General features: G+C 68.2%; 22 protein-coding genes. 11 read left to right on the forward strand and 11 right to left on the reverse strand.

The features are described 5' to 3' along the window. Positions 1 to 79: 79 nt before the first annotated feature. Positions 80 to 913 carry an IclR family transcriptional regulator gene (locus BSY19_RS13755; RefSeq protein WP_069054657.1) on the reverse strand — a complete coding sequence of 278 codons (834 nt, stop codon included), beginning with the start codon at positions 911 to 913 and terminating at the stop codon, positions 80 to 82. 118 nt (positions 914 to 1,031) lie between these two features. Between BSY19_RS13755 and BSY19_RS13760 the strand changes: the two genes are divergently transcribed. From BSY19_RS13760 to BSY19_RS13785, 6 genes are read left to right on the forward strand one after another with little or no spacing between them, the layout of a single operon-like run. Then, positions 1,032 to 1,805, forward strand: a complete 774-nt coding sequence (locus BSY19_RS13760) for an enoyl-CoA hydratase/isomerase family protein (RefSeq protein ID WP_069054658.1) — start codon at positions 1,032 to 1,034, stop codon at positions 1,803 to 1,805. A 58-nt stretch (positions 1,806 to 1,863) separates the two neighbouring features. Next, complete coding sequence (locus tag BSY19_RS13765; RefSeq protein WP_069054659.1) at positions 1,864 to 2,934, forward strand: ABC transporter substrate-binding protein; 1,071 nt, start codon at positions 1,864 to 1,866, stop codon at positions 2,932 to 2,934. Between the two features lie 5 nt (positions 2,935 to 2,939). Beyond that, complete coding sequence (locus tag BSY19_RS13770; RefSeq protein ID WP_069054660.1) at positions 2,940 to 4,016, forward strand: ABC transporter ATP-binding protein; 1,077 nt, start codon at positions 2,940 to 2,942, stop codon at positions 4,014 to 4,016. After that, positions 4,013 to 5,779 (forward strand): ABC transporter permease subunit, encoded by a 1,767-nt coding sequence (locus tag BSY19_RS13775; protein ID WP_069054661.1) that lies wholly within the window; start codon positions 4,013 to 4,015, stop codon positions 5,777 to 5,779. Before BSY19_RS13770 ends, BSY19_RS13775 begins: the two co-directional genes overlap by 4 nt. A 26-nt stretch (positions 5,780 to 5,805) precedes the next feature. Continuing rightward, a complete protein-coding gene (locus BSY19_RS13780) occupies positions 5,806 to 7,335 on the forward strand; it encodes a class I adenylate-forming enzyme family protein (protein WP_069054662.1) in 1,530 nt (509 codons plus the stop codon). 2 nt (positions 7,336 to 7,337) lie between these two features. Next, positions 7,338 to 8,417 carry a hypothetical protein gene (locus BSY19_RS13785; protein WP_069054663.1) on the forward strand — a complete coding sequence of 360 codons (1,080 nt, stop codon included), beginning with the start codon at positions 7,338 to 7,340 and terminating at the stop codon, positions 8,415 to 8,417. 273 nt (positions 8,418 to 8,690) lie between these two features. On the opposite strand, the gene BSY19_RS13790 is transcribed toward BSY19_RS13785, so the two are convergent. The 5 genes from BSY19_RS13790 to BSY19_RS13810 all read right to left on the reverse strand — a co-directional run bounded on the left by BSY19_RS13790 (position 8,691) and on the right by BSY19_RS13810 (position 14,465). After that, entirely contained in the window at positions 8,691 to 9,620 is a 930-nt protein-coding gene (locus BSY19_RS13790) for an FAD:protein FMN transferase (RefSeq protein WP_069054664.1), read from the reverse strand. Then, positions 9,610 to 11,823: a PepSY domain-containing protein gene (locus tag BSY19_RS13795; protein WP_069054665.1), complete on the reverse strand. Its 2,214-nt coding sequence runs from the start codon at positions 11,821 to 11,823 to the stop codon at positions 9,610 to 9,612. The genes BSY19_RS13790 and BSY19_RS13795 overlap by 11 nt, the downstream gene beginning before the upstream one ends. Positions 11,824 to 11,841: 18 nt before the next feature. Continuing rightward, a complete protein-coding gene (locus tag BSY19_RS13800) occupies positions 11,842 to 12,321 on the reverse strand; it encodes a DUF2271 domain-containing protein (protein WP_210184432.1) in 480 nt (159 codons plus the stop codon). A gap of 99 nt (positions 12,322 to 12,420) precedes the next feature. Continuing rightward, positions 12,421 to 13,779 carry an ATP-binding protein gene (locus tag BSY19_RS13805; protein ID WP_150129614.1) on the reverse strand — a complete coding sequence of 453 codons (1,359 nt, stop codon included), beginning with the start codon at positions 13,777 to 13,779 and terminating at the stop codon, positions 12,421 to 12,423. Next, positions 13,776 to 14,465: a response regulator gene (locus BSY19_RS13810; RefSeq protein ID WP_069054666.1), complete on the reverse strand. Its 690-nt coding sequence runs from the start codon at positions 14,463 to 14,465 to the stop codon at positions 13,776 to 13,778. Before BSY19_RS13810 ends, BSY19_RS13805 begins: the two co-directional genes overlap by 4 nt. A gap of 146 nt (positions 14,466 to 14,611) precedes the next feature. Here BSY19_RS13810 and BSY19_RS13815 point away from each other — a divergent pair, with 146 nt between their 5' ends. From BSY19_RS13815 to BSY19_RS13825, 3 genes are all read left to right on the forward strand, one after another. Further along, entirely contained in the window at positions 14,612 to 14,887 is a 276-nt protein-coding gene (locus BSY19_RS13815) for a PepSY domain-containing protein (RefSeq protein WP_069054667.1), read from the forward strand. Between the two features lie 116 nt (positions 14,888 to 15,003). Further along, positions 15,004 to 15,699 carry a VIT1/CCC1 transporter family protein gene (locus BSY19_RS13820; protein WP_069054668.1) on the forward strand — a complete coding sequence of 232 codons (696 nt, stop codon included), beginning with the start codon at positions 15,004 to 15,006 and terminating at the stop codon, positions 15,697 to 15,699. After that, on the forward strand, positions 15,696 to 16,040 hold the full coding sequence (locus tag BSY19_RS13825; RefSeq protein ID WP_150129615.1) for a hypothetical protein: 345 nt from the start codon (positions 15,696 to 15,698) through the stop codon (positions 16,038 to 16,040). Before BSY19_RS13820 ends, BSY19_RS13825 begins: the two co-directional genes overlap by 4 nt. Before the next feature lie 41 nt (positions 16,041 to 16,081). Here BSY19_RS13825 and BSY19_RS13830 read toward each other — a convergent pair whose 3' ends face one another. From BSY19_RS13830 to BSY19_RS13850, 5 genes are all read right to left on the reverse strand, one after another. Continuing rightward, a complete protein-coding gene (locus BSY19_RS13830; protein ID WP_083247600.1) occupies positions 16,082 to 18,463 on the reverse strand; it encodes a tetratricopeptide repeat protein in 2,382 nt (793 codons plus the stop codon). A 39-nt stretch (positions 18,464 to 18,502) separates the two neighbouring features. Then, the gene (locus BSY19_RS13835) at positions 18,503 to 19,381 is read right to left on the reverse strand and encodes a hypothetical protein (RefSeq protein ID WP_083247916.1); all 879 of its coding nucleotides are present in this window, start codon (positions 19,379 to 19,381) and stop codon (positions 18,503 to 18,505) included. A 59-nt stretch (positions 19,382 to 19,440) separates the two neighbouring features. After that, positions 19,441 to 21,807, reverse strand: coding sequence for an arylsulfatase (locus BSY19_RS13840; protein ID WP_069054671.1), 2,367 nt, complete (start codon positions 21,805 to 21,807; stop codon positions 19,441 to 19,443). Positions 21,808 to 21,920: 113 nt separating this feature from the next. After that, positions 21,921 to 22,175, reverse strand: a complete 255-nt coding sequence (locus tag BSY19_RS13845) for a hypothetical protein (protein WP_069054672.1) — start codon at positions 22,173 to 22,175, stop codon at positions 21,921 to 21,923. A gap of 431 nt (positions 22,176 to 22,606) precedes the next feature. Next, a complete protein-coding gene (locus tag BSY19_RS13850; protein ID WP_083247601.1) occupies positions 22,607 to 23,521 on the reverse strand; it encodes a LysR substrate-binding domain-containing protein in 915 nt (304 codons plus the stop codon). Positions 23,522 to 23,658: 137 nt separating this feature from the next. Here BSY19_RS13850 and BSY19_RS13855 point away from each other — a divergent pair, with 137 nt between their 5' ends. Together BSY19_RS13855 and BSY19_RS13860 are read left to right on the forward strand one after the other, a co-directional pair. After that, on the forward strand, positions 23,659 to 24,423 hold the full coding sequence (locus tag BSY19_RS13855; RefSeq protein ID WP_069054673.1) for an ABC transporter ATP-binding protein: 765 nt from the start codon (positions 23,659 to 23,661) through the stop codon (positions 24,421 to 24,423). Continuing rightward, complete coding sequence (locus BSY19_RS13860; RefSeq protein ID WP_069054674.1) at positions 24,423 to 25,124, forward strand: ABC transporter ATP-binding protein; 702 nt, start codon at positions 24,423 to 24,425, stop codon at positions 25,122 to 25,124. The genes BSY19_RS13855 and BSY19_RS13860 overlap by 1 nt, the downstream gene beginning before the upstream one ends. Positions 25,125 to 25,130: the final 6 nt, after the last annotated feature.

Genomic DNA, 25,130 nt, shown 5'->3' on the forward strand with positions numbered 1-25,130 from the left:
AATCCATGCGTATATTGGTAAAGTGACCGGCGACGCTGTCAAGCGATGCCGGCATGCCGGATCATGCGCGTCGAGACGATCAGACCCGCGAGATCGCGTGGGCGGCAGCGATGATCAGCGATGAGAAGCGGGCGACGACCTCCTCGCGGCTGTAGCGCGAGCAGGAGGCCGCAACATTGACCGCCCCTTCCGGACGGCCGCGATGGTCGAGGATGGGCGCGGCGATCGAGGCGTCCCCGAGATAGACCTCCTCGAAGGCGGTGGCGAAGCCCTGCGCGGCCGCCTGGCGAATCTTCTCCCGGAGCGCATCGCGCTGCCAGGTCGTGGACGGGGTGTAGGCCTTGAGGTCGGAGGCGTCGATCACCGCCATCGCCTCGTCCTCCGGCAGGCGCGACAGCATCGCGATGCCCGGCGCCGTGCAATAGGCCGGCATGCGGGTGCCGATGATGACGTCGGTGTTGAGGACGTGCCGGCTTAGGAAGCGCGAGACGAAGATGATCTCCGTGCCCTCGCGCATCGTCAGATTGACGGTTTCCTCGGTCTCCTTGCTGAGGTGCATCAGATAGGGCATCGCCCGGTCGACGAGGCGGCTGCTGCGGATGAAGTGATAGCCGAGATCGAGCGTCTTGGCCGTGAGCTCGAAGCGCTTGGTTTCGGCGTCCTTGTGGAGGTAGCCGAGCTGCGTCAGCGTATGGGTGAAACGCTGCGCCGCGCTGAGATCCATCCCCGTTTCCGAGGCGACCTGGGAGAGATTGAGCGTCTGATGCTGGCGGCCAAAGGCCGAGAGCACGCGGAAAGCCTTCTCCACCGAGTTGACCATCAGCGCGCTGGATCGGCCGCCCTGGTCGCCCTTGCCGCGCACCGGCCGCTCGCTCTTGAGGCTGGCGCCGCTGCGCTCGCTCGTCTCGGACATCGATGGTTCTCCTGCGGCGATCAATGGCTGCGGGCTGCGGCCTTGACAAGATCGGGCATTCGCGCCGATCATTCAATAGAACTTATCGCATATCGATAAATATGCATCGGAGAGTGCCATGAAGGACTTCATCCTCAGCGAGGTGCGCGGGCCGGTCGGCATTCTGACCCTGAACCGCCCCGACAAGCTGAACGCCTGGAACGCGCCGATGCGGGCCCGCCTCGTCGAGGCGCTCGACGCGCTGGAGGCCAATGCGGCCGTGCGCGCCATCATCCTCACCGGGGCGGGCGACCGCGCCTTCGGCGCGGGGCAGGATCTCAATGAGACCAAGACCTTCGATCCCGACCGGGCCGAGCTGTGGATCGGCGAGTGGGAGCGCCTCTACGACCGGATCCGCTCGCTCTCGAAGCCGATCGTGGCGGCGCTCAACGGCGTCGCGGCCGGATCGGCCTTCCAGGTGTCGCTCCTGTGCGACCTGCGCGTCGGCCATCCCGGCGTCACCATGGGCCAGCCCGAGATCAACTCCGGCATCGCCTCGACCACCGGCCCCTGGATCATGCGCGAGCTGATCGGACTCGGCCGCACCATCGACCTGACCCTGACCGGGCGGATGATGGATGCCGAGGAGTGCTTCCGCATCGGCGTGATCAACCGGCTCGTGCCGCAGGAGCAGGTGATGGCGGCCGCGCTGGAACTCGCCACCGAGCTCGCCGGCAAGCCGCCGGTCGCGATGCGGCTCAACCGCGCCCGCTTCCGCGAGGTGACCGAGGCCGGCTTCCGTGATTGCCTGTCCGCCGGCATCCGCAACCAGCGCGAAGCCTACGCGACCGGCGAGCCGGCGCGGATGATGGAGGAGTTCCTCGCCAAGCGCGCCGCCAAGAAGAGCGCCTGACGCGAGACGACCGGACGACCACGGGGAAATGCGGAAAACCGCTGAACGGGAGAGAACGATGACCAGCAGCATCATGAACAGGCCTAACCGGCGCCACCTCCTGCAACTGGCCGGTGGTGTCGCCGCCGGCGCAATGCTGGCGCCGGCCCTGATCGGGCGCGCCAGAGCCGCGACGCAGATCATCGTCGCCGATCCCGGCGGTCCTTTCGGGCCGGCGTTCCGCAAGGCCTTCTACGACCCCTTCGAGAAGGCGACCGGCAACAAGGTCGTCAACGTCGCCCGCGAGGCCGAGCCCACCGCCCAGTTCAAGGCGATGGTCGAGACCAAATCCTACACCTGGGACGTCTGCACGCTGACGCTCTCGGCGCGCGACATCCTCGCCGGTCAGGGCCTGCTCGATCCGATCGGCTTCACGCATGCCGACGTGCCCAAGCTGATGCCGGAGGCGATCTCGCCGCTGTTCATGGGCACGGATGTCTATTCGACCGTCTTCGCCTATCGCACGGACCGCGTGAAAACCGCACCGGCGAGCTGGGCCGACTTCTTCAACGTCGAGAAGTTCCCGGGCCGGCGCGCGCTGCGCAAGAACCCGATCGATACGCTCGAGCAGGCGCTGCTCGCCGACGGCGTGCCGCTCGACAAGCTCTACCCGCTCGATGTCGACCGCGCCTTCAAGGTCCTCGACAAGATCAAGCCGCATGTCGCGGTCTGGTGGACCGGCGGCGCCCAGTCGACGCAGCTGCTCCAGAGCGGCGAGGTCGACATGCTGCCGGGCTGGAATGCCCGCCTGCAGGCGGCGATCGATGGCGGCACGCCCGCGAAGATCGTCTGGAACCAGGGCCTCTACTCGATCGAGGGCTGGGCCCTGCCGAAGGGCGGGCCGAAGGCCGAAGTCTCCCGCCAGTTCGTGCGCTTCTGTTCGGACCCGAAGGCCCAGGCTCTCTTCACCGAGATCCTGGCCTATGGCCCGACCAATCTCGACGCCTACCAGACGATCCCCGCCGAGCGCGCCAAGGTCCTGCCGACCTCTCCGGACAACCTGAAGCAGATGGCGATCGCGGACGAAGCCTGGTGGAGCGCCAACCGCGCGAAGGTCTCCGAGCGCTTCAACTCCTGGCTCCTGACCTGATCGCGATGACGATAGGGACCGACACGCCCGCCGCCGCGGCGACGAAGAGCAAGCTGGTCATCGAAGGCCTTGGCAAGCGCTATGGCGCGACCACGGCCCTCGAGCCGAGCTCGCTCAGCGTCGCCGAGGGCGAGTTCCTCACCTTGCTGGGGCCTTCGGGCTCCGGCAAGACGACCCTGCTTCAGCTGATCTGCGGTCTGGTCGAGGCGAGCGAGGGCAGGGTGGTGATCGATGGGCGCGACCAGTCGCACATGCCGGTCCACCAGCGCGACATCGGCCTCGTCTTCCAGCACTATGCGTTGTTCCCGCATCTCACCGTCGCCGAGAACATCGCCTTTCCCTTGAAAATGCGCAGGCGGCCCTCGGCCGAGATCGCTCAGCGCGTCGAGGCCGCACTCGCCATGGTCCATCTCGGCCAGCTTGCGAAACGCTTCCCGCGCGAACTCTCCGGCGGCCAGCAACAGCGCGTCGCGCTCGCCCGCTGCTTCGTCTACCAGCCCTCGATCATCCTGATGGACGAACCGCTCGGCGCGCTCGACAAGAAGCTGCGCGAGCACATGCAGATCGAGATCAAGCGGCTGCACCGCGAGAGCGGCGCGACGATCGTCTATGTCACGCATGACCAGGAGGAGGCGCTGGCGCTCTCCGACCGGATCTGCCTGATGAACCACGCCAGGATCGAACAGCTCGGCACGCCGCGCGAGATCTATGAGCGGCCCCGCACCGCCTTTGCGGCCGACTTCATCGGCGTCTCCAACATCTTTCGCGGCCGCTGGGACGGCAATGGCTCGCTCGAGACGGCCCTTGGCCGCTTCGCGCTGCCTGTGAATGCCGCCAGCCCCGGCGCCGAGCCCGCGCTCGTGATCCGCCCCGAGCATCTCAAGCTCGGCGCGCCCGACGGCAACGCCGTCACCGGCCGCGTCAGCGAGATCGTCTATGCCGGCTCCGAGACGCGGGTCATCGCCACGCTCGGCGATGGCGGCCAGCTCGTGCTGCGGCTGGGGCCCGACGATGCCGTGCCGAGCATCAATGAGCAGATCGTCGCCGGCTGGGCCCGCGACCGGGCGGTTCTCGTCGCATGAGCGCCGTCGCGGCCTCGTCCCAGCTGCGGGAGGCGCGTGCCTTCCGCCTCGGTGCGCTCTGGCTCGCCGTGCCCGGCCTGCTGTTCCTGGCCGTCTTTTTTGTCTGGCCGGTGGCGCAGCTCATGGGCCTGAGCCTGTTCGACCCCAACAGCGGCAAGGCTTCGATCGCGACCTACCAGCGGATCGCGGCGACCGATGTCTATCTGCGCGTGCTCGGCATCACCTTCCGGATCGCCGGCTACACGGCGCTGTACTCGCTGCTGATCGGCTATCCGCTGGCCTACTGGCTGTCGCGGCTGCCCGATATGTATCGCGGCCGCATGCTGCTCTTCGTCATGGTGCCGTTCTGGACGAGCTACCTCGTCAAGACCTTCGCGTGGATGATCGTGCTCGGCCGCAGCGGCATCATCAATTCGCTCGCGACGGGGTCGGGGCTCGTCGACCAGCCCCTGACGCTGCTGCACAACGAATTCGGCGTCATGGTCGGCATGGTCCACGCCATGGTGCCGCTCGCGGTGATGACGATGCTGCCGGTCATGGCGGGCATCGACCGCCGCCTGGTCCAGGCGGCGCAGACGCTGGGCGCCTCGCCGGCGCACGCCTTCTGGCTGGTCTATTTCAAGCTGTCGCTGCCCGGCGTCGCAGCGGCGGGGCTGCTCGTCTTCATCTCCTCGCTCGGCTTCTTCATCGTGCCCGCCTTCCTTGGCGGGCGTCGCGAGACGATGCTGGCGCAGCTGATCATCACGCAGGTGCAGGAGTTGCTGAACTGGCCCTTCGCGGGTGCGCTCGCGGCGATGATGCTGGCGGCGGCGCTGATCTCCTGCTGGGTCTATGATCGGGTTTTCGGAATCTCGACCATCGCCGGAGGCGCGGCGCAGGTCGGCACGGGGCGGATCCGCGATCTCGGCCTGGCTATTCTCGCCGTGATTGCCCGCTTCGCAGGCACCCTGTCGCGTCTCGCGCAGACCCTGCTCGGGCGGCGCGGCAGCGGGCTCATCCTGCCGGCCTTCGCCTGGCTCGTGATCGGCTTCCTCGTGCTGCCGACGCTGCTGGTCATCCCGCTGGCCTTCACCTCCTCGCAATTCCTCGAATTCCCGCCGCCCGGCTATGGGCTGACCTGGTTCCGGACCTATTTCGAATCCCCGCTCTGGATCCAGGCGACGATCCGCTCCTTCCTGGTCGCCTTCGCGACGGCCATTGCGGCGACCACCATCGGCGGCTTCACGGCGCTGGCGCTGGCCAACAGCCGCACGCGCTGGAGCGGGCTCATCTTCGCCTTCTTTCTCGCGCCGATGATCGTGCCGCGCATCGTCATCGCGGTGGGGCTGTTCTACCTCTTCGCCCGCATCGGGCTGGTCGCGACCGATCTCGGCCTGATCATCGGCCACACCGTGCTGGCCATCCCCTTCGCGCTCGTGACCATGGCCGCCGTGCTCAAGAGCTACGACCAGCGCCTCGACCAGGCGGCGGCGACACTCGGCGCCAACCGGCTGAAGACATTGACCGGCGTGACGATCCCGCTGGTCAAGGGTGGCCTCGTCGCGGCCTTCCTGTTCTCCTTCATCACCTCCTTCGACGAACTCACCATCGCGATTTTCGTCAGCGGCGGCGTCAAGACGACTTTGCCCAAGCAGATGTGGGACGACATGATCCTGCAGCTCAATCCGACGCTGGCGGCGGTGTCCGTGGTTGTCTTCGTCGTGGTGACGGTGATGCTGCTGGTGGCCGAGCGCTTCCGCTCCTCGTCCTCTTCCGCCTCCTGAACTTCGCGCGAACCGAACGACCGACCATGACTCCCACCAACGATGCCGGCTTTGTCGATCTCCTGACGCGGTGCGCCGCCCGCGATCCCGATCGGATCTATGCGCGCTATTGCGGCGTGCCGGTCAGCTATGGCGACATCGAACGCAGCTCCTCGGCCTTCGCCGCGCATCTGCGCGCGCGCGGCCTGAAGCCGGGCGACCGCGTCGCTGTGATGATGCGCAACTCCGTCGCGACCATTGCGATCGTCTTCGGCCTCGCCCGCGCAGGCGTCGCCTGGATTCCGGTCAACGCCCAGCAGCGCGGGGAGGGGCTTCGCTATCTGCTGACGCATCCGCAGCCGAAGCTGATCCTGGCCGACGCGGATCTCGCCGAACTGGTCGAGGACGCGCTCGCCGGGACGACTGCGCCGCCGATCCTGAAGCAGGGCGCAGAGCTCGACGCGATCCTCGGCAGCGTGGCCGGATTCGACGAGCCCGCACCCGCGCCCGACGACGTCTTCGCGATCATGTATACCTCCGGGACGACGGGGCGGCCCAAGGGCGTCGTCGTTTCGCACCGCATGTTGCGGCTCGCCGCCGAGGGCGTCGGGCGCGTGTCGGCGGCGAAGTCGGGCGAGGTCTTCTTCGTCTGGGAACCGCTCTATCACATCGGCGGGGCGCAGCTCTTGCCGCTGCCGATGATCCGCGACGTGACGCTCGCCATGGTCGACCGCTTCAGCGCCAGCCGCTTCTGGAGTCAGGTCAAGGCCGAGGGGGCGACCCATATCCACCATCTCGGCGGCATCCTGCAGATCCTGCTCAAGCAGCCCGAGGGCCCGCTCGACCGCAGCCATGGTGCACGGATCTCCTGGGGTGGCGGCTGCCCGGCCGATATCTGGCCGCTGTTCCGCGACCGCTTCGGCATCGAGATCCGCGAATGCTACGGCATGACGGAGGCCTCCAGCATCACCACCTGCAACGACAATGGCGTCGTCGGCTCCGTGGGCAAGCCGATGCCGTGGTTCACGGTCAGGCTGCTGCGGCCGGACGGCACGCCGGTCGCGACGGCTGAGCGCGGCGAGATCGTGGTCGAGACCGATATTCCCGGCGCGATCTTCCCCGGCTATCTCGACAATCCCGAGGCGACCGCCAAGGCGCTGCGCGGCGGCGCCCTCCACACCGGCGATCTCGGCTCCTGGGACACTGAGGGCAACCTCTTCTTCCATGGCCGCATGACCGACAGCGTGCGCTGCAAGGGCGAGAACGTCTCGGCCTGGGAGGTCGAGCATGTCGCGGCCGAGCATGAGGACATCGAGGACTGCGCCATGATCGGCGTCGCGTCGGATGTTGGCGAGCAGGACATCAAGCTCTTCGTCAAGCCGCGCGCGGGCGCCACGCTCGACGAGGCCGCACTCTCCGACTGGCTGGGCGCGCGCCTCGCTCCCTACCAGAACCCGCGCTACATCGCCTTCGTCGACGAGTTCGAGCGCACGGCCAGCCAGCGGATCATGAAGCACAGGCTCTCGCCCCGGCTCGACGACGCCTGGGATCGCGCGGCTGCGGCGGCGGTGGGCTGAAGATGGCCGGCTGCGATATCCTCATCTCCGGCACCGGCGGTTTTGCCGCCCGTATCGCCTTCGATATCGCCGCGACCGCCCGTGACCCGGTTGCGGTCGTCATCGCCGGGCGCAATGCCGAGCGCCTGAACTGGCTGCGCACCGCCGCCAATGCGCGTGCCGCCCTATTCGGTACGAAGGCGCGCTTCATCACCCATGCCATCGATCTGCTGGCCCCCGAGGCCTCCGATCGGCTGCTCGCGGCGACCGCACCCCGCATCGTCGTGCAGGCGGCGTCGATCCAGACCTCGCAGGTCATCGCCCAGAGCGGCAATGCCTGGACCCGGCTGGTCGCAGAGGGGGGGCTGAGCGCGACCGCTGTGTTCCAGGCCTTGATCAGCTCGCGCATGGCGGCTGCCATCACCCGCAGCGGCAGGCCGGTGACGCTGGTCAATTGCAGCTTCCCGGACGTGGTCAACGGCATGCTTCGAGCCATGGGCCATCAGGTCGCCTGCGGCATGGGCAATGTCGCGATCCTGTCGAACGTCTTCATCGGCTCCCAGTCGACGCCGGCCGGCGCGCAGATCAAGGTTCTCGCGCATTACCAGAATCTGGCGGCCTGGCGCCGAAAGCCCGAGGACCGGCAGGCGCGGCCTCCGCGCGTCTGGCTCGACGGCAAAGAGGTGGCCGACGTCTACGACCGCTTTGCCGACATCCAGCTCACGCCCGAGCCGGTGATCGAGATTTCCGGTGCAAGTGGCGTTCCGATGCTGCTCGCCATGGCGGCAGGCGGTTCTTGGCATGGGCATGTGCCAGGGCCCAACGGTCTGCCCGGTGGTTATCCGGTCCAACTGGCGCGCGGGGAACTGAAGCTCGACCTTCCGGAGGGGCTGGCGGAAGCGGAGGCGGTGGCCTGGAATGCCTCGTTTGAGGAGAGCAACGGGCTGGTCGTCCGGGCCGATGGCCGGGTCTCGTTCACCGGCATTCTCGCTGACAGGATCGCCGCCCACGTGCCCGACCTGCGGAACGGCTTCGCTGTGCGGGATCTCGAACCGGTCTGCGACATCCTGCTGGGCCTGAGGTCGCGCCTCGAGCAGAGCTGACGCTGCAGCACAGCGCTGGCTTCGAGAAGGTAAGCCAAGCTGCGACGGGAAGAAGCGCGCCGAGCAAGCGACATCCCGCCAGTCGCGGGCCGCAGCATCCACGACGAAGGATGGTGCTCGAACATGATCGAGCTGTCTGGGGCATGCGCAGCAATGGGCCAGTTGCGGATGGTGGTTGCGTTCCGAAAACCAGACGGTCCGGCGCGATCACGTTGGCGCGCAACCCGTTTGCGCGTGAGCCACGAGCTTGGCTCATGCAGCGAACTCCCCAAGTCACAGCGTCGTTTCGACCGTCCCGTCCGCGAGCACGAAGATCGCATCCATGTCCATCAAGCGGGCCAGACGTGGCCCGGCGATCTCACCCATCACCAGCAGGGCCGTCGCCCAGGCGTCGGCTTCCAGGCCTGTCTCCGCCAGCACCGTCACGGACGCCAGCCTGTTTTCCAGGGGCATGCCGCTGCGTGGGTCCATCGTGTGCGAGATCGTGCGCGCACCGATATCGCGATAATGGCGGTAGTTTCCGGAGGTCGCGATGGCGCGGTCCTCGAGTTCGATGACGCCCATCGCCTCGCGGACGCCCCGCACCGGACGCTCATGGGCGACGGCCCAGGACGTTCCGTCGGGCTTGGCCCCGCTCGCCCGCATTTCGCCGTCAATGCCGACCAGCCAGGCGGGGATCGAAAACTGGCGCATCACGCGCGCCATCTCGTCGACCCCGTGCCCCTTGGCGATGCCCGACAGGTCGAGCGCGAGGGTCGCGTGCTTGCGCGCCCTGCGCAGGTGCGGATCGAGTTCGAGCGCCTCTGCCGTGATCGCCGGTTTCGGCACGGCAGGGCCTCCCGGAAGGCCGTCGCCGTGGGCCGGTCTGGCCCCGAAGCCCCAGGCGCCGACGAGGTCGCCGACGCCGATGTCGAAGGCACCCTGCGACTGCCGGCCGATCCGCAGGGACGCCTGCAGGACGCTCATCAATTCCGCGGGAACGGGCACCCAGACCCTGGTGGCCGCATCATTGAGGCGGTTGAGGTCCGATTCGGGCTTCCAGGTCGACATCTGGCGGTCGACCCGATCCAGCGTCGACTGCAGGGCGGCGGCGAGCCTGCGCTCATCGACATCGCCGGAGCCGTAGAAGACCGCCGAATAGCGCGTGCCCATCGTCGGCCCGCTGAGGCTGCGGCGCTCCGCCGCCGGGTGGTCAGTAGACATCTTCGAGGTAGAGCCCGCTCGCCTTGAGCGCGATCGTGCTCAGGCCCATCGGGGCCAGGATCGCGTCGAGGGCCTGGGAGACGCCGCCGGCCATCTCGCGCCCGCCGCAGACCATGATCTGGGCGCCGCGCTGCAGCAGCGCAGCCAGATGCGGGCCATCGCTCGCCAGCCCGTCCTGCACATAGCCGCCCGCTGCGACCCGCGAGAAGACGGCGTTCAGCGCGGTCAGGCGCCCGTCGGCCATGCAGGCGGCGAGGTCTTCGCGGTAGAGGAAGTCGGAGGCCGGGGAACGCCCGCCCCAATAGAGATGCGCCTCGCGATGCGTCCGGTTGGCGCGCAGGAAACCCATCAGCGGTGCGATGCCGGCCCCGGCGCCGATCAGGATCAGCGGGGTCGCCTTGGCATTGGGCCGGAAGGCGGGGTTGGCCTTGATGAAGCCGTCGATCCGGCCGCCGAGCGGCAGGTCGTTGAGAAAGCCCGAGCAGAGCCCGCCGGGCTGCTTGCGCACGCAGATCTCGAGGATGCCCTCGCGCGCCGACGAGGCGAGCGAGTAATAGCGCGGCACGGTGCTGCCGGGTGGGAGGATGCCGACGAGGTCGCCGGCCTCGAAGGGCGGCAGCGAGGCCGGGAACAGCCGCTTCCACAGGGGGCGCCCGGCCGCGGCTCCCGGCAGGCGGAAGGTCAGGATGGCGGTCGGCGCCTGGACCTCGGCGCCGTAGTCCACGCGCTTCACCAGTTCGAGCGTCGTGGTCTTCGGCCGCTCCGCGACATGGGCGAGCGTCAGGGCGTGCCCGAGCGCCATCCCCAGCTTGTTGCCCCAGAGGGCGAAGGACTGGGCCGACTGGCGGTCGATGCGGTCGATCTCGATCAGAGCCGGCCAGCCCTTCTTGGCCAGGGCAGTGCCGACATCCTCGGCGAAGCGGCAGAATCTCGGAAAGCTGCGGTCGCCGAAGCCCAGCACGGCGACGGGCAGGGTCAACGTGCTGCGGTCGAGCCTCGCCAGGAAGCCGCTGGCGCTCGCGGGCGCCGTGCCGTCGCCATAGGTCGCGGTCAGGATCAGCATCCGCGCTGCTTTCGGATAGGCGGGCGCCAGCGCGTTCATCGGCGCCGCGTGGACCTTGTGTCCGGCCTGCGTCAGCGCGGCATGCAGCGTCCTGGCAAAGCCCCAGGTGCTGTTGCCCTCGCTGCCGACCAGGATGATCGTGTCGGCCGCAGAGGCCGGGCGGTTATCGGCGATACGGGGCAGCGAGCGGCGGCGTTGCCACCAGATCATCGCGCCGGTGACCGCAAAGACCGGCACCGCCAGGGCAGACAGCCCCAGCAGCAGGCCCAGCGGCCACAGGCCCTGGCCGGTGTGGAGCATGTAGATCATCTCGTAGAACTGCCGGGCGGTCGAATGCGGCTGGAAGGATAGCGCTTCGCCAGTGGTCGCATCGATCTGCGTCACGCCGGCCGCGGTGGTCAGCCTGTAGGTGTCGGTCGGGTCGGCCGCATAGGGAAAGGCGAGTTCGCGCAGATCGGCGAGGTTGACGGCCTGCAGCGCCGCGAGGCTGCCGACCGATGCGCGCTCGCCGCCGATGCCGGACGACGTTGCCACGGGATCGGCCGACCCGTCTGGGATCAGCTCGAAACTGGTCAGCGACAGGAAACACCCGGTCATCGCGGTCAGCAGCAATCCGACGATGGCGAGGCGCCCGGCCTGCGCATGCCAGCGCTGGCGGGCGCTGCCGCGGATCGGCCGCAGCCAGGCCGACCAGCCGCCCTGGCGCGCCGCCAGCATCATCGCGCCGGTGACGGTGAGGACGACCATCGCCAGAGCGCCGAGACCCGCCGCGACGCGGCCGGCCGTGCCCACAAGCAGCGAGCGGTGCAGGTTGGTGATGAAGCGGATGGTGGCCGACGGCGTATGCGGGCCCATCACCCGTCCCGTGGCCGGATCGACGACGTCCGCGCCGGCCTTGTCGCCCTCGAAATAGCTCACGACGAGCGATCCGGAGGCGGTCTGGACGATCTTGTCGATCTCGGCATGCTGCGCCCGGGCGGCCTCGGCCAGTGCCGCGACGCTGATCGTTCCCGTGACGACCGAAGGCGCCGCGAAGCGCTCCAGCGCCGGCTGGACCGACAGGACGGCACCGGTCAGCGCCAGCACCGCGACGAGCAGCGCAGCGATCAGGCCGGGCAGGGAGTGGATCTGGCGCAGCATCGCGAAATCCCGTCCCGATCACATGTCGAAGGTCAGGGATTTCACATAGCCGCGCCCGGCGACGGGCTTGCCCGCACCAGCCGTCGCCAGCGGCGCGACCGCGTCGCCGGGGACGTCGTTTTCGTTCTCGACGGCGCTGTCGACGCGGATCTGGTAGCCGGCGTCGATCAGCGCATCGGCAATCTCGATACTGACCGTGAGCGACTGTCCGCTGCCGACGCTGGCGCCGGTCGTGCCGTCGATCTTGCCGCCCGACAGCCTGTTCCAGGCGCTGAGATGCTTGTGATACTTGGCCTTGCCGCCGGCGATCCTGACCGTTTTGGCGAGCTTGCCCTGCGGATCGGTGATGTAGATCGCCAGATAGGCGCCGTCCCCGCCATAGGGCTTCAAGGTCGTGGTGATACGGACGGGCCGTGCCTCGGCGACGGCGCTGTGCGCGATGACACCGGCGAGACCGAGCGGGAGGGCGAGCGTCAGGGCGCGGGCGAGAGATCTCATGGCAATTCTCCTCATGGCAACGCTCAGGGTTGCGGAAGCGATGCGAGGAGAGATGCGCCGCGAAGCTGACAGCGACCTGAAGACGACGCAGAAAGACGTTCAGCCGGCTTTCAGCGTCGCGGCGGGGAGCCGTACCGCAACCTCGAGGCCACCGGCCTGTCCTGTTGCGGGCGAGACGAAAGCGATCTCGGCGCCGACCCCTTGTGCGATCGCCTGGACGATCGAGAGGCCGAGCCCCGCCCCCTCGGCCATGGTCGTGCCGCGCACGAAGCGCTGCGTCATCGCCGCGAGCATCACCGGTTCCAGAACCGGCCCGGGGCTGACGACGCTGAAGCGCCCGTCATCCGTCAGCGCCACACGCACCGGCTGGCTGGCGTCGCCATGCTTGAGGGCGTTCTCGATCAGATTGCGGGCCAGGATCGCGAAGGCGTCCAGATCCAGCGTCGAGACGAACCGGCCCGCCGGCGGCAGCGCGACGGCGACCGCGCCCTCGGCCGCCAGGTCGTCGAGGACGAGGCGCAGCGCCGGCACGAGGTCTTCAGGCGCTTCACCGATCAGACTGGCGCCCTCGGCCCGGGCGAGCTGGAGCAGTTTTTCCGACAGGCGCGCCAGCCGCTTGAGCGCACTTTCGATCTCGACCGTCCGGGCGCGGGCGGCGCCTTCCGGCAGTTCGGCTCTGAGACGCTGGGCCTGCGCCAGAGCAGCCGCCACCGGCGTGCGCAGTTCATGGGCGCTGTTGGCGGTGAAGCTGCGCTCGGCATCCAGCGCCCGGCGCACCCGCGCCATCAGCGCGTTCACCGCCTCGGCCACCGGAGCGATCTCCGAGGGGAGGTGGCTGACGGACACCGGCGCCAGATGACCGCTGCCCCGCGCCTCGATCTCGTGTCTAAAAGCCACGACCGGCCGCAAGGTGACCGCGACCAGCACCCAGGTCCCGGCGATGCCGAGCGGGAGCAGCAGGACCAGCGGCCAGGCGAGCAGCCTGATCGCATCGCGGACCGCCTTCTGGCGATGGCCGGGACGCTCGGCGGCGGTGACGACGATCGTCCCGCTGACGGCAATCTCGGTATAGAGCCGCGAACTCGGCCCGTCGCTGAAGCCATGGGCTGGGTTCGGCGGAAACTGGGCGAGATCGGCGTCGTGGGACTGCAGCAACCGGCGGCCCGACGCATCGCGCACGATGTAGGTGATGTACTCGCGGTGTGCGCCGACCGAGGCGATCCGTTGCGGATCGGACCCGGCATCCGCCTCGCGAGCGAGGATCTCGGTGTAGGCCAGCGGCAGGACCCGCTGCACCACCTCCTGCAGGGCGCTGTCGAAGACCTCGTCGATCTCCCGGCGCAACAGCAGGCCCGCGGCCACGGTCGCGAGCAGCCACAGCGCCATGACACCGCCCGTCAGCGCCAGCGCCAGCCGCCGCTGCAGGCTGCCCCTGGGCGGCCAGGCGACGTGCATCATGGCGGGCTCTTCCCGCAACCCGCCAGCGTGGCGGCGCCCAGCCGATAGCCCATGCCGCGAACGGTTTCGATCACCTCCGCCCCGAGCTTCTTGCGCAGGCGCCCGACATAGACCTCGATCGTGTTGCTCTCGACCTCGCTATCGAAGGTGTAGAGCCGCTCTTCGAGCAGTGCCTTGGAGAGCAGCATGGTCGGCCGCTGGATGAAGGCGTCGAACAGGGCCCATTCGCGCGCGGTCAGGGAGATCGAGTGGCCGTCCCGGACAATGCTGCGCGCCGCCAGATCCAGCGTCAGCCCGCCGATCTGCATCAGCGGGTTCGGGTTGCCGCCATAGCGGCGCGCCACCGCGCTCAGGCGCGCCGAGAGCTCCGCCAGATCGAAGGGCTTGACCAGATAGTCGTCGGCGCCGGCATTGAGCCCGGCGATCCGGTCGGAGACCTGGTCGCGCGCCGTCAGGATGATCACTGCGGTCGTGTCGCCGGCCTGTCGGCGGGCGCGCAGGAAATCGAGACCGCGCCCGTCGGGCAGCATCAGATCGAGCAGGATCAGGTCGTAATGCGCCAGCCGGACAAACGCGCCAGCGTCCGCCAGCCGCTTCGCCCAGTCGACGCCATGGCCGTCGGCGGCCACCTGGTCGCGCACGGCGGACCCCAGGATCGGGTCGTCCTCGACGAGGAGCACGCGCATGTCGTCATCTGCCTTCCGGAACGGATACCCCCGGTTATGGCACGAAGCTGACAGCGGGCTGAACGCATTCGCGCCGGCCATTCAGGTGAGCGTCAGCTTGGCATGGTTGAAAGCGCCATCGCCGCCCTGCGCGGAGGAGACATCCGATGAAGCCCGTCCTGTCCATCACGGCGCTGACGATCCTCGTCGGCCTGGCCGCTCCCGCCCTCGCCAGCCAGCGCTGTTCGGCGCCCATGGCGGAGTGGAAGCCACGAGAGGCGCTGGTCGAAAAGCTGCGCGCCGAAGGCTGGACCATCCGCCGGATCAAGACCGACGATGGCTGCTACAAGGTTCGCGCCGTCGATGCCGAGGGCCGCCGCGTCAAGGCGAAGTTCGACCCCGCCACGCTGGAGCGCGTCGTGCGGGACGGCGACGACGACTGACGTTTGATTGGCAGCAGTCACAGGCCGGGCGTCGCAGCGGACAAGTGCGGTCGTCCTGGTCCATGGTGCCCGCCGGGGACGGCTCCCGCCTCCGGAGAACCGGAAGGACCGACATCATGCACCCCCTTCACCGCGAGACCCATCTGGTCGATCGGATCGGCTGGCTGCGGGCCGCCGTGCTCGGCGCCAATGACGGCATCATCTCGACGGCGAGCCTCGTCGTCGGCGTCGCCGCCGCCGCCAAGAGCGCCGACGAGGTCATGGTCGCGGGCGTGGCCGGGCTCGTCGCCGGCGCGATGTCGATGGCGGCCGGCGAATATGTCTCCGTCAGCTCGCAGTCCGACACCGAGCAGGCCGATATGGGCCGCGAGCGCCGCGAACTCGCCGAGCAGCCCGCGGCCGAACTCGCCGAACTGACCCAGATCTATGTCGATCGTGGCGTCGAGCCGGGTCTGGCCCGGCAAGTCGCCGAGCAGATGACGGCGAAGGACGCCTTCGCGGCGCATGCGCGCGACGAGCTGGGACTCGCCGGTCACACCATCGCGCGGCCCGTCCAGGCGGCCGTGACCTCGGCCGCCACCTTCGCGGGCGGTGCCGCCATCCCCCTGGCGATCGCCGTCATGGCGCCCGCCGGCTCGATCAGCTGGGCGGTCTCGGGCGGCTCGCTGGTCTGCCTGGCCCTGCTGGGAGCGCTCGGCGCCCGCATCGGCGGCGCCGACCTCGCCAGGCCGACGATCCGCGTCACCTTCTGGGGCGCCTTCGCCATGGCCGCGACCTGGGGCATCGGCGCGCTTGTCGGGCATGCCGTTTGAGCGGCGATCCCTGTGACAGTTGCGGCGTCGCTGCAGCCACCGGCGGGCTGGCCCAGACCACTCCCCACTGGTTGACGACGCCGATCCCTCCGGGCATCGCCATGCCGGACGAGGGCCAGACTTGGCTGGGCCCGCTGACGTTCTTTCACGGCTTTCCGGATGCGCAAGCCGCCGCCAGGATCTGCGACAGCCAGACGCGCTCCATGCTGCAGACGGCTCCGGACTGTCCGCAGGTCGGCAGCCTCGACAAGGGCAGGGACATGCCGTTCCGGCTTGATGGCCCGCTCGATTCCTGGTTCGACAAGCCCTGGGGGCTAGGCGGGATCGAGCGCTTCGACTGACGCGAAACCCGCCTCGGTCGAGGCCGGGGGGGGCCGGCGCCTTACGGGCGCGCCAGCCTCGCGGCGAGGCGCGCCAGCTCGGCATCATCAGGGCGCAGGCGTGATAGGCGACCGGCCAGATCCGCGGCGCCGGCGAGATCGCGCCGCGCCTGCGCGTCGGCGAGCAGCGCGCCGAGCAGGGCCGCATGGAAGGGGTTCGCCTGAAGCGCGCTGCGCAGGACCTGGCGTCCCTGTTCCGGCTGGCCGAGCGATTGCAGCGCAACGCCATGGACATAGGCCAGCTGCGCATCGCGCGGGCCGAGCCGCGAGGCCAAAGCGAGGCTCTCCAACGCCTCGGGATAGCGACGCTGCCGCACCAGCGCGAGGCCGAGCGCATGATGCGGATAGGGCTCTTTCGGCGCCAGCGCGATCGCCTGCCGGAGCACCGCCTCGCCCTCCGGATCGCGTCCGCGCTGGCGCAGCAGGTCGGCCAGATTGACCGCGAGATCGACGGCCGCGGGATCGAGCGCCAGACCGGCGCGCAGCTCGGCCTCCGCCGCGTCCGGCCTGCCCCTGCGGATGAGATAGAGCGCCAGGGCGGCCCGCGCCTCGGGCCGGTCGGCATTGAGCGCCTGCGCCGCCTCGAACGCGGCGAAGGCGCGGGTCAGCTGGCCGCGAACCGGCTCCGACACGGTTTCGGGCGAGATGTCGGCCAGGGCCTGGGCGGCTTCGATCCGCACCCCGAGGACGGGATCGGCCAGACGCTCCTGCGCCCAGCGCAGGCGGATCTCGGCGGGCTGCGGCGAGAGGTTGCGCAAGGCGGCGATCCGCACGATCGGGTCCGGGTCGTCGAGGCCGAGACGGATGACGCCTTCGGTGGCGATGGCGGGCAGCCGTCCGAGTTCGCTCTGTGCGGTTGCCCGCACGATCCCGGGGATCTGCGGGTTGCTCGCCAGCGCAATCAGCGGCGCGCGGGCCGCTGGATCTCCCCGGCGCGCATCGTGAAACGCTCTGGCATGGTCCTGAAAGCCTTTCCGTTGCGGCCCGTGCCACGCCACCACGGCCTCCGCGGCCCATTGCGCCGGCTTGTCCGCATGGCAGCTGTTGCAGCTGTTGGGGACCCCGAGGCTCACCGTCAGGTCGGGCCGCGGAACCCGGAATGAATGGTCATGGCGCTTGTCGACGACCATGTAGGTCCGCGCCGGCATATGGCAGGTGATGCAGTCGGGCGCCCCCCGGCCGGGTTGGTGCCCGGTATGCGTGGCGGCCTCGAAACGCTGCCGGTCGTGACACTGGCTGCAGACCAGTGGCCCCTCCGCCTTCAGCCTGCCGGAGTGAACGTCGTGGCAGTCGCTGCAGATCACGCCCTTCGCGTGCATCTTGCTCTGCCGGAAGGTCTGGTCGGTGAAGACCTCGTCGATCATCTGCCCGTCCGCTTCGAACAGGCCGCTCGTCAGCAGGGCCGGGAGGTGCGTGTCGGCGATCGAGCGCCCCGGCTTCCAGTCTTCCGAGATCGTGCCGCGCCGCTGGTGGCAGCGGGCGCAGGTCTCGACCTCGTCGCCCGGCGGGCGCGCGACGTGCGCGGCCGGGCTGCCCGTCGCCGGATCGGGCGTCCAGTCGACCGCCCCTCTCCGGGCTGCTGCCGCCTCGAACCCCTTCAGGACGGGGTCGCCGGTCCTGCCGGCCGCGGCCCAGGCGAGGTGGCCGGCAGCGGGCCCATGGCAGCTCTCGCAGCCGATGCTGACCTCGGAATAGGTCGTCCGAAAGCTGTTGGAGGCGGCGTCATAGCCCTTCTTCACCGCGGTCGAATGGCACTCCGCACACATGAAGTTCCAGTTCTGCATCCGGCCGGTCCAGTGCAGGGCGTCGCCGGGCGGAAACGACTGCTCGCCATAGACATGGAACCAGCGTTGTCCGCCCTGCGCCTGCGGGCGCGTATCCCAGGCCCAGGGCAGCGCCTGCAGCCGGCCATCGGGGAAGGTGACGAGGTATTGCTGGAGCGGCCGCCAGCCGAAGCTGTGGCTGATCGCGAAGCTTTCCGGCTTGCCGTCCTTCCCCTGCGTCTCGACCAGGAAACGTTCGCCCTCGCGCCGAAACCGGGCCGTCTCGCCGTGATGCGCGATGGCGACATCGGAAAAATCGCCGAGAACGCTCTGAGGCGTCGCCACGGCCATCGCCTTGGCGTGGTCCGATCCCTGCCAGTCGGCAAGCGTCGTCGCATGGCAGGCAGCGCAGGCCTGGGAGCCGACATAACCTGCCGGCGTATGGGGCGTCAGTTGCCCGATGCCGGATTCCGCGCCCATGGCCGGCGGCCTGGCCTGGGCCTGCGCCTGGTCCCGACGCGCGGTCTCGCCCTGGAGCAGCCCCATCGCGAGGACCAGCAGCGCGGCCAGGACGCTGCCGGCGACGCCATGCGCGAGCGGGCTCGGCCTCCACCGCCTCAACCGTGCCAGGTCCGCCACGAACGCCAAAGCCGACGCGCGCTAGAACCGCACGCTCAAGCCCAGCACGGGGCCGTGCTGCAACATGTCGAACTCGTAGCGGGACAGCCCCGAGCCCTGGACGTAATCGACATAGAGGGCCTTGTAGCCGATCACCGCCGAATAGGTGACGCCGTTCGTCGTCTTGAAGTCGTAGGCATAGGTCGCCAGCGCCTGCCAGGTGAACTTGCTGCCGCCCGCGCCGAGATCGCCGCGAAAGGCGAGGTGGTGGTTGGGCGCCAGCGAAACGCGCGCCCGGATGCCGGCGAAGGCGTCGATCCAGTCGACGGATCCCGACCGGGCGATGGCGCGGCCCCGGCCGATGGAAAGATCGCCCAGATTGACCGTCGTGGCGATGTCCAGCCCGAGATCGAGCTTCTGGTACCAGTAGCGCGCACCGGCGAGCACATCGATGGCGACCGGACCCACGCTCCCGATCTCGTAGGCCGCACCCGCCTCGAGGATCGCCATCTGGAATTGCATGTCGACCGCGGCTCCGACCGCCGCGCCGACACCGGGGGCGGGGCCTCTGGTCCTCAGCCCCGAGCGCTCGATCGTGATCTTCTCGCCGATCACATCTCCAAACAGTGCGAGGCGACCATTGCGCGCTTCCATGTTGAGCATCAGGGCGACCAGCGAGCCGCCTTCACCGACTGTGCTTTCGATGATGTCGATGAAGCTCGCATTCACATCGACGCCGCGGCCACGGACCACCTGCGAGCCGTTGAGCGAGGTCAGCCAGCCATAGGGCGTGACGCGGAAGGTCCAGCCGGGAACGAAGCTCGGCGGCGCCGGCTGCGCGCGCGGAGGCACCAGATCTGCCGCCACGACGGGACCGGCGAGCAGCATGGCCCCTGCCCAGACGGTCAGTCTCTTCCGCATCGACATCGTTTCCCCCAAGCCGCTTTCTGTGCCTGCTCCCGCATGGAAGCCTTTGATGACTATTTCGGATCCTGGACACTGACGGTCAGCTTGGGGATCCGCCCGGTGAAGCGCGACCGTGATTCAGAGCCGATCGCTTCGACGACGGGTGTTCCGAGATCGATCCCGATATCGGCCGTCTCGTCGCCGGAGAACATGCTGGGTTGGGTCATCGGAATGCGACCCTCGCCGACCTTCTCCCCGTTGACGAAGAGCGTGCCGAGCCCGCCCTTGGCCTTGCCACCACCGTCATAGTCGAACTGGAAGCGCAGTTCGGCCTTGCCGGGCGCGAGCTTGTTCGATGCGGCGATGGTCGTGCGCTGCAATCCGAGGAAGTTGTAGTCATAAGCCGGCACGCCATCCTTCACATAGAGCGACCAGCCGCCGAACCGGCCCCCCTGCGAGACCAGGGTCCCGTTCGCTCCACTGTCGGGGACGACGATCTCGGCGGTGATGGTCTTGGACCGGTTCTTCACATTGACGAAGGCCCCCTCCATGATCCCGACCATGCCTTCGGCAAGGGTCAGCGTCCGCCGCGGACCCATCAGGTCGGGCCGGCCGGCAGCGACCGGATCGAACCGCTCCAGCGTACGGTCGTCCATCGGCAACGCGCCGTATTTGGCGGCTTCCTTCAGGAACAGAGCCTCCATCTCAGCGAGCTTCTTCGGGTTCGTCGCGGCGAGGTTGTTGGCGAGGCTGAAGTCGCGGCGGACGTCGAACAATTCCCAGGCAGAATTGTCCTGCAGGCTGCGGCGCGGCTTCTGCTCCCACGGGGCCCGGTGGAGCGTGCGGGCAAACCAGCCGTCATGATAGATGGCGCGGTTGCCGGCGATCTCGAAATACTGCGTCTTGTGCCGCTCGGGCGCCGTCGCGTTCTCGAAGGCATAGGCCATGCTGGTGCCGTGCATCGGGATCTGCTTGACGCCGTTCACCGATTTCGGCTCGGGCAGTCCGATGGCCTCGAGGATCGTCGGCGCGACGTCGATCACGTGGCTGAACTGGGTCCGGACCTGGTTGCGGGCCTTGATGCCCTTGGGCCAGGAGACCACGACACCGTTGCGCGTGCCGCCGAAATCCGACGGCATCTGCTTCAGCCAGCTGAACGGGCTGTTGAAGGCGATCGCCCAGCCCGACGCCATATGAGGGTAGGTGTCCGGCCCCCCCCATTTGTCGATGTATTTGAGCATGTCCTCGATTTTTTCTGGCACGGCGTTGAAATAGGTGTTCTCGTTGAAGAGACCGTTCTGGCCGCCTTCGCCGCTGGTGCCGTTGTCGCCCGCCACATAGAAGACGAGCGTGTTGTCGGCCTGGCCGATCTCCTCGAAGGCCTTGAGCATGCGGCCGACCTCGAAATCGGTGTATTCGACGAAGGCTGCGAACACCTCCGCCTGCCGCGTGAACAGGCGCTTCTCGTCGGCCGAGAGCGTGTCCCAATCCTTGATCGCGGGCGGCTTCGGCGCGAGCTTCGTCCCCTTGGGCACGACGCCCAGCGCGATCTGCCGGGCGAGCGATTCCTCACGGATCTTGTCCCAGCCCTGATCGAACTTGCCCTTCCAGCGCTCGATCCAGGCCCTGGGGACATGGTGGGGCGCATGGGTGGCGCCCGGCGCGAAATAGACGAAGGAGGGACGCTCCGGGGTCAGCGCCTTCTGGTACTTGATCCAGGCGCGCGCCTTCTCGGTCATGTCGGTCATGAAATGGTAGTTCGGGTCATCTGGCCGTTCCACCACCGCCGTCCCGTCGTAGAGGAACGGGGCCCACTGGTTGGTCTCGCCGCCGATGAAGCCGTAGAATTTGTCGAAGCCCTGGCGCGTCGGCCAGCGGTCGAACGGGCCGGCGACGCTGGCCTCCCAGGCCGCGGTTTCATGCCATTTGCCGAAGGCCGCCGTCGCATAGCCATTCAACCGCAGCATCTCCGCCAACGGTGCGGTCGAGCTCGGAACCTGCCCGGTATTGCCGGGGAAGGAGGTCGCCAGTTCCGTGATGAAGCCCATGTTCACGGTGTGGTGGTTGCGGCCGGATTTGAGCGCGGCGCGTGTCGGCGAGCACAGCGCCGTCGTGTGGAAATTGTTGAAGCGCAGGCCGTTCTCGGCGAGCTGGTCGAGCGTGCGCGTCCCGATCGGCCCGCCGAAGGTGCTGGGAGCGCCGAAGCCGAGGTCGTCGATCAGCACGATCACGACATTGGGGGCACCGGCCGGGGCCTTCACCTCGAACCGGGGCGGAGGCGTCACCTTGCGTGCGTCGATCTCCGTGTAGACCGGGCGCTTGGGCTCCGCAATCGGCAGGGACGTGCGATCGGGCGTCGTGGTGCGAGGCTGCGAGACGGCGGGCGCGCCGTGGAGCGCCGTAGCGACCGCGAGCAGCGTCAGAGTCCTGATGGTCGTCATCGGAGACCTCCGGATGTTCTGTTTGTTGAGTGATGCTAAGGCATGCCGTTGCGGCAGGATAGAGCGCGTGCAGGTCGTTGTCCGGTGGCCGGGCCGGAGGGCCCGGCCGCCCGTCAGCGTCGGCCGGCGCGGTTGACCGGCCCGCCCCGGTTCATCGGCGTGCCCGGCCGGACACCGACCCCGGCCGCCCCGACACCGGGCGTGACGACCGCACGGCGTGCCACCGGCGCTCCGGCGCGCGCGACGCAGCCTTTCGGTACGCCGACGGTCTTGCAGTAGACGACGGCGGCGGCCGGCTCCGCGGTTGAGATCGACAGCGCTCCCGCCAGGAGGGCCAGGGCTGGCATCGTCAAGAGGGCCTTCATCATCGTCGCGTCTCCCCGTTGGGCTGCTCGGCCAGTTCTCCTGTGGCAGCCTACCTTTGTTCTTCAAGTGGTCGATTGCGTGAACGTCGAGGCGAGAGCCACCATCGTCACCCTTCGCACGCAGTAGCCACCCTTGGATCCCCCCGCGTCATTGATTCATGTCAACCGTCGCAGAGTGAGCCGCCTATAGGCGCCGAATGGTGCGGCCGCTGCAAGAGCTGACGCAGAGGCGCTGCCCGCGAGCGGAACTCGAGCGCAAATGACGATCTCCTGGGGGCGAGTTCTGTTGACCGCGACCCGGCTGAACAACCTTCATGGCTTCGACAGCGAGGCCCGCGTCTTGCTGATGAATACGATCAAAGTACCTGTCGACCAGGCTTGCGCGTTCGCGCTGGACGTCGCCTCGCGTGCTCGAGGGCGCTCGGCTGTCGACGTCAGCTCGATGGTGCCGATGCGATCTGTTGCTCTCGTCCGGCAGCCAAACCGAGGAACCACTCGCGGACCTGTCTGGCTCTCGCCGACAGGGGCGGTCCATTGGGCGCCACGAGGTAGTAGCTGAACTGCGTCGGGTAGGACTTTCCGAACGGGTTCACCAGGCTGCCGGCCTTGAGTTCGCCTTGGACCAGCCACTCCGCAAAGAGCGAAATCCCGAGGCCGTTAATGGTCGAGCTCAATTGGAAATGGCGGTCCTCCAGCATCATGTTCGGCTGGTCGGGTCGCAAGGCGCTGCCGCAATCCTTCATCCACTCCGCCCACATCCGCTTGTCGTCGACATGCAGCAAGGTGCAGCGCTGAACATCCTGAGGTTCGGACAGGCCGAGCATCGCCTGGTAGCCGGGGCTGCAGACCGCGACGAGCCGCTCGTCCCACAGCTTTTCCGCCTCGAATTTCGGCCAGCCGCCGGTTCCCCACTGGATGCCGAAATCCGCGAAGGCGTGCGGGTCGGGAAGTTTCACGAAGGTGTTGTTGTGATTGAGCAAGGTCACGTCGACGTCAGGGAAAGCCTGGCGCAGATCGCCGATGCGGGCGGAGACGAAGCGGCTCGCAAACATCGGCAGCAGCGCGACCCGCACCTCGGCCGTTCTGCGGGCGACCAGCGCGATACCCGCGCCGATCTGCTGCAGACCGGCATCGACATGGCTCGCCAGACGGGCCCCGTCTTCGGTCAGTTCGAGGCCGTGCGAGCTCCGCCGAAACAGCGCCACGCCGAGGTCCGTCTCGAGCTTCTTGATGTGATAGCTGACCGAACTCTGCGTGCTGCCGCAGTGTTGCGCTGCCTTCGTCACGCTTCCGAAGCGTGCGACGCTGTCGAAAACATGGATCGAATTGAGGTTGCGGATCCGGACCATCGGCAGCCTGGGTCGGCTTCTGTGGACCGACCATAACATCGAAAAATTGAATATCTAGCGCGAATCTTTGCGATACCCCTCACCGGAGGCGGCGCATAAGCTTTTGGTCGGTGTCCTCGATCAGCGGGAACTGCCACATGGCCGAGACGATCCTGCGCGTCGATGCATTGTCCAAGAATTTTGGCGGCGTCCGCGCGGTTCGGGATCTGTCGTTCGATGTGGCCGCCGGCGAGATCGTCGGCCTCATCGGCCCCAATGGCTCGGGCAAGTCGACCACGGTCAATGTCCTCGCCGGCCTGCTGACGCCGACATCGGGATCGATCATCCTGGCCGGGCAACCCATCGAAGGTCTGCCCGAGCCCGCGCGGGTGACCAAGGGGCTCGCCCGCACGTTCCAGACCGCGCGTGTCTTCCCGGAATTCACCGTTCGCCAGCATGTGTCGATCGGCTGCCATGCGGTCCGGACGGTCAATCCCTTCGCCTCGATCCTGCCGTTCGGCAGCTCGGCGGACGATGACGAGACCGCCGCGCATGTCGACCACCTGCTGCAGCTCTGCTCGCTGGCGTCCATTGCCGATCGCCCCGTCGGCGGCATCTCGTCGGCGCAGCAGCGGTTCCTGATGATCGCCACCGCCCTGGCGGCACGGCCCAGGGTTCTGCTCGTCGACGAACCCGCCGCAGGCCTCGTCGAGCATGAGCGCCAGGAACTGGCGGAACTCGTCCGCGGCATTCGCAGCAGCGGCGTCGCCGTGGTGATCATCGAGCATCACATGGCCCTGATCATGGCGCTGTGCGACCGGATCGTCGTCCTGAACTTCGGCTCGAAGATCGCACAGGGCACGCCGGCCGAGATCAGGGCCAATCCCGCGGTGATCGATGCCTATCTCGGCGAGGCCGCCTGATGCTGGGCATTCGTGATCTTCGGGTGAGCTATGGCGCGATCGAGGTGATCCATGGCGTCAGCCTCGACGTCGCGGCCGGCGAGTGCGTGGCCCTGATCGGAGCCAACGGCGCGGGCAAGTCTTCGACGCTGAAGGCGATCTGCGGCCTCGTCCCGGTGCGGGCGGGCTCCATCCAGTTCGAGGGGCGCGACATCACCAATCTCAGCGGGCACGCGATCGTCCGCTCGGGCATCACGATGTGCCCCGAGGGCCGCCAGGTCTTCCCGCAGATGAGCGTTCTGCAGAACCTGCGGATGGGAGCCTATACGCGGACCGACAACGAGCAGGACGCCGATCTCGACCGCATGATGGACATGTTCCCGATCCTCCGGGAGCGCCAGACGCAGGCCGCCGGCAAGCTGTCGGGTGGCGAGCAGGAGATGCTGGCGATTGCGCGTGCGCTGATGGCGCGTCCGCGCATCTGCCTCTTCGACGAACCATCCCTTGGATTGGCGCCGAAGATCGTCGCGAGCGTGTTCGAGACCCTGGCGAAGATCAAGGCGATGGGGATGACCATCCTGCTGGTCGAACAGAACTCGATGATGGCGCTCAACCTGGCTGATCGCGCCTATCTCTTCGAAGCCGGCCGGATCGTCATGGACGGACCCGCAAAGGAGTTGAAAAGCCACCCCGAAGTCGTGCGTGCGTATCTCGGCCACTAGTCAAAA

It is taken from the genome of Bosea sp. RAC05, assembly GCF_001713455.1.
In the GTDB taxonomy this organism is placed as follows: domain Bacteria; phylum Pseudomonadota; class Alphaproteobacteria; order Rhizobiales; family Beijerinckiaceae; genus Allobosea.

What these genes read in the sequence shown, in the direction of transcription:
- BSY19_RS13780 (WP_069054662.1), top strand. Translation starts at nt 5,806, where the DNA reads ATGACTCCCACCAACGATGCCGGCTTTGTCGATCTCCTGACGCGGTGC.
- BSY19_RS13835 (WP_083247916.1), bottom strand. Translation starts at nt 19,381, where the DNA reads ATGCGGAAGAGACTGACCGTCTGGGCAGGGGCCATGCTGCTCGCCGGT.
- BSY19_RS13845 (WP_069054672.1), bottom strand. Translation starts at nt 22,175, where the DNA reads ATGATGAAGGCCCTCTTGACGATGCCAGCCCTGGCCCTCCTGGCGGGA.
- BSY19_RS13850 (WP_083247601.1), bottom strand. Translation starts at nt 23,521, where the DNA reads ATGGTCCGGATCCGCAACCTCAATTCGATCCATGTTTTCGACAGCGTC.
- BSY19_RS13855 (WP_069054673.1), top strand. Translation starts at nt 23,659, where the DNA reads ATGGCCGAGACGATCCTGCGCGTCGATGCATTGTCCAAGAATTTTGGC.
- BSY19_RS13760 (WP_069054658.1), top strand. Translation starts at nt 1,032, where the DNA reads ATGAAGGACTTCATCCTCAGCGAGGTGCGCGGGCCGGTCGGCATTCTG.
- BSY19_RS13815 (WP_069054667.1), top strand. Translation starts at nt 14,612, where the DNA reads ATGAAGCCCGTCCTGTCCATCACGGCGCTGACGATCCTCGTCGGCCTG.
- BSY19_RS13785 (WP_069054663.1), top strand. Translation starts at nt 7,338, where the DNA reads ATGGCCGGCTGCGATATCCTCATCTCCGGCACCGGCGGTTTTGCCGCC.
- BSY19_RS13800 (WP_210184432.1), bottom strand. Translation starts at nt 12,321, where the DNA reads ATGAGATCTCTCGCCCGCGCCCTGACGCTCGCCCTCCCGCTCGGTCTC.
- BSY19_RS13805 (WP_150129614.1), bottom strand. Translation starts at nt 13,779, where the DNA reads ATGATGCACGTCGCCTGGCCGCCCAGGGGCAGCCTGCAGCGGCGGCTG.
- BSY19_RS13755 (WP_069054657.1), bottom strand. Translation starts at nt 913, where the DNA reads ATGTCCGAGACGAGCGAGCGCAGCGGCGCCAGCCTCAAGAGCGAGCGG.
- BSY19_RS13810 (WP_069054666.1), bottom strand. Translation starts at nt 14,465, where the DNA reads ATGCGCGTGCTCCTCGTCGAGGACGACCCGATCCTGGGGTCCGCCGTG.
- BSY19_RS13860 (WP_069054674.1), top strand. Translation starts at nt 24,423, where the DNA reads ATGCTGGGCATTCGTGATCTTCGGGTGAGCTATGGCGCGATCGAGGTG.
- BSY19_RS13795 (WP_069054665.1), bottom strand. Translation starts at nt 11,823, where the DNA reads ATGCTGCGCCAGATCCACTCCCTGCCCGGCCTGATCGCTGCGCTGCTC.
- BSY19_RS13765 (WP_069054659.1), top strand. Translation starts at nt 1,864, where the DNA reads ATGACCAGCAGCATCATGAACAGGCCTAACCGGCGCCACCTCCTGCAA.
- BSY19_RS13775 (WP_069054661.1), top strand. Translation starts at nt 4,013, where the DNA reads ATGAGCGCCGTCGCGGCCTCGTCCCAGCTGCGGGAGGCGCGTGCCTTC.
- BSY19_RS13790 (WP_069054664.1), bottom strand. Translation starts at nt 9,620, where the DNA reads ATGTCTACTGACCACCCGGCGGCGGAGCGCCGCAGCCTCAGCGGGCCG.
- BSY19_RS13840 (WP_069054671.1), bottom strand. Translation starts at nt 21,807, where the DNA reads ATGACGACCATCAGGACTCTGACGCTGCTCGCGGTCGCTACGGCGCTC.
- BSY19_RS13820 (WP_069054668.1), top strand. Translation starts at nt 15,004, where the DNA reads ATGCACCCCCTTCACCGCGAGACCCATCTGGTCGATCGGATCGGCTGG.
- BSY19_RS13770 (WP_069054660.1), top strand. Translation starts at nt 2,940, where the DNA reads ATGACGATAGGGACCGACACGCCCGCCGCCGCGGCGACGAAGAGCAAG.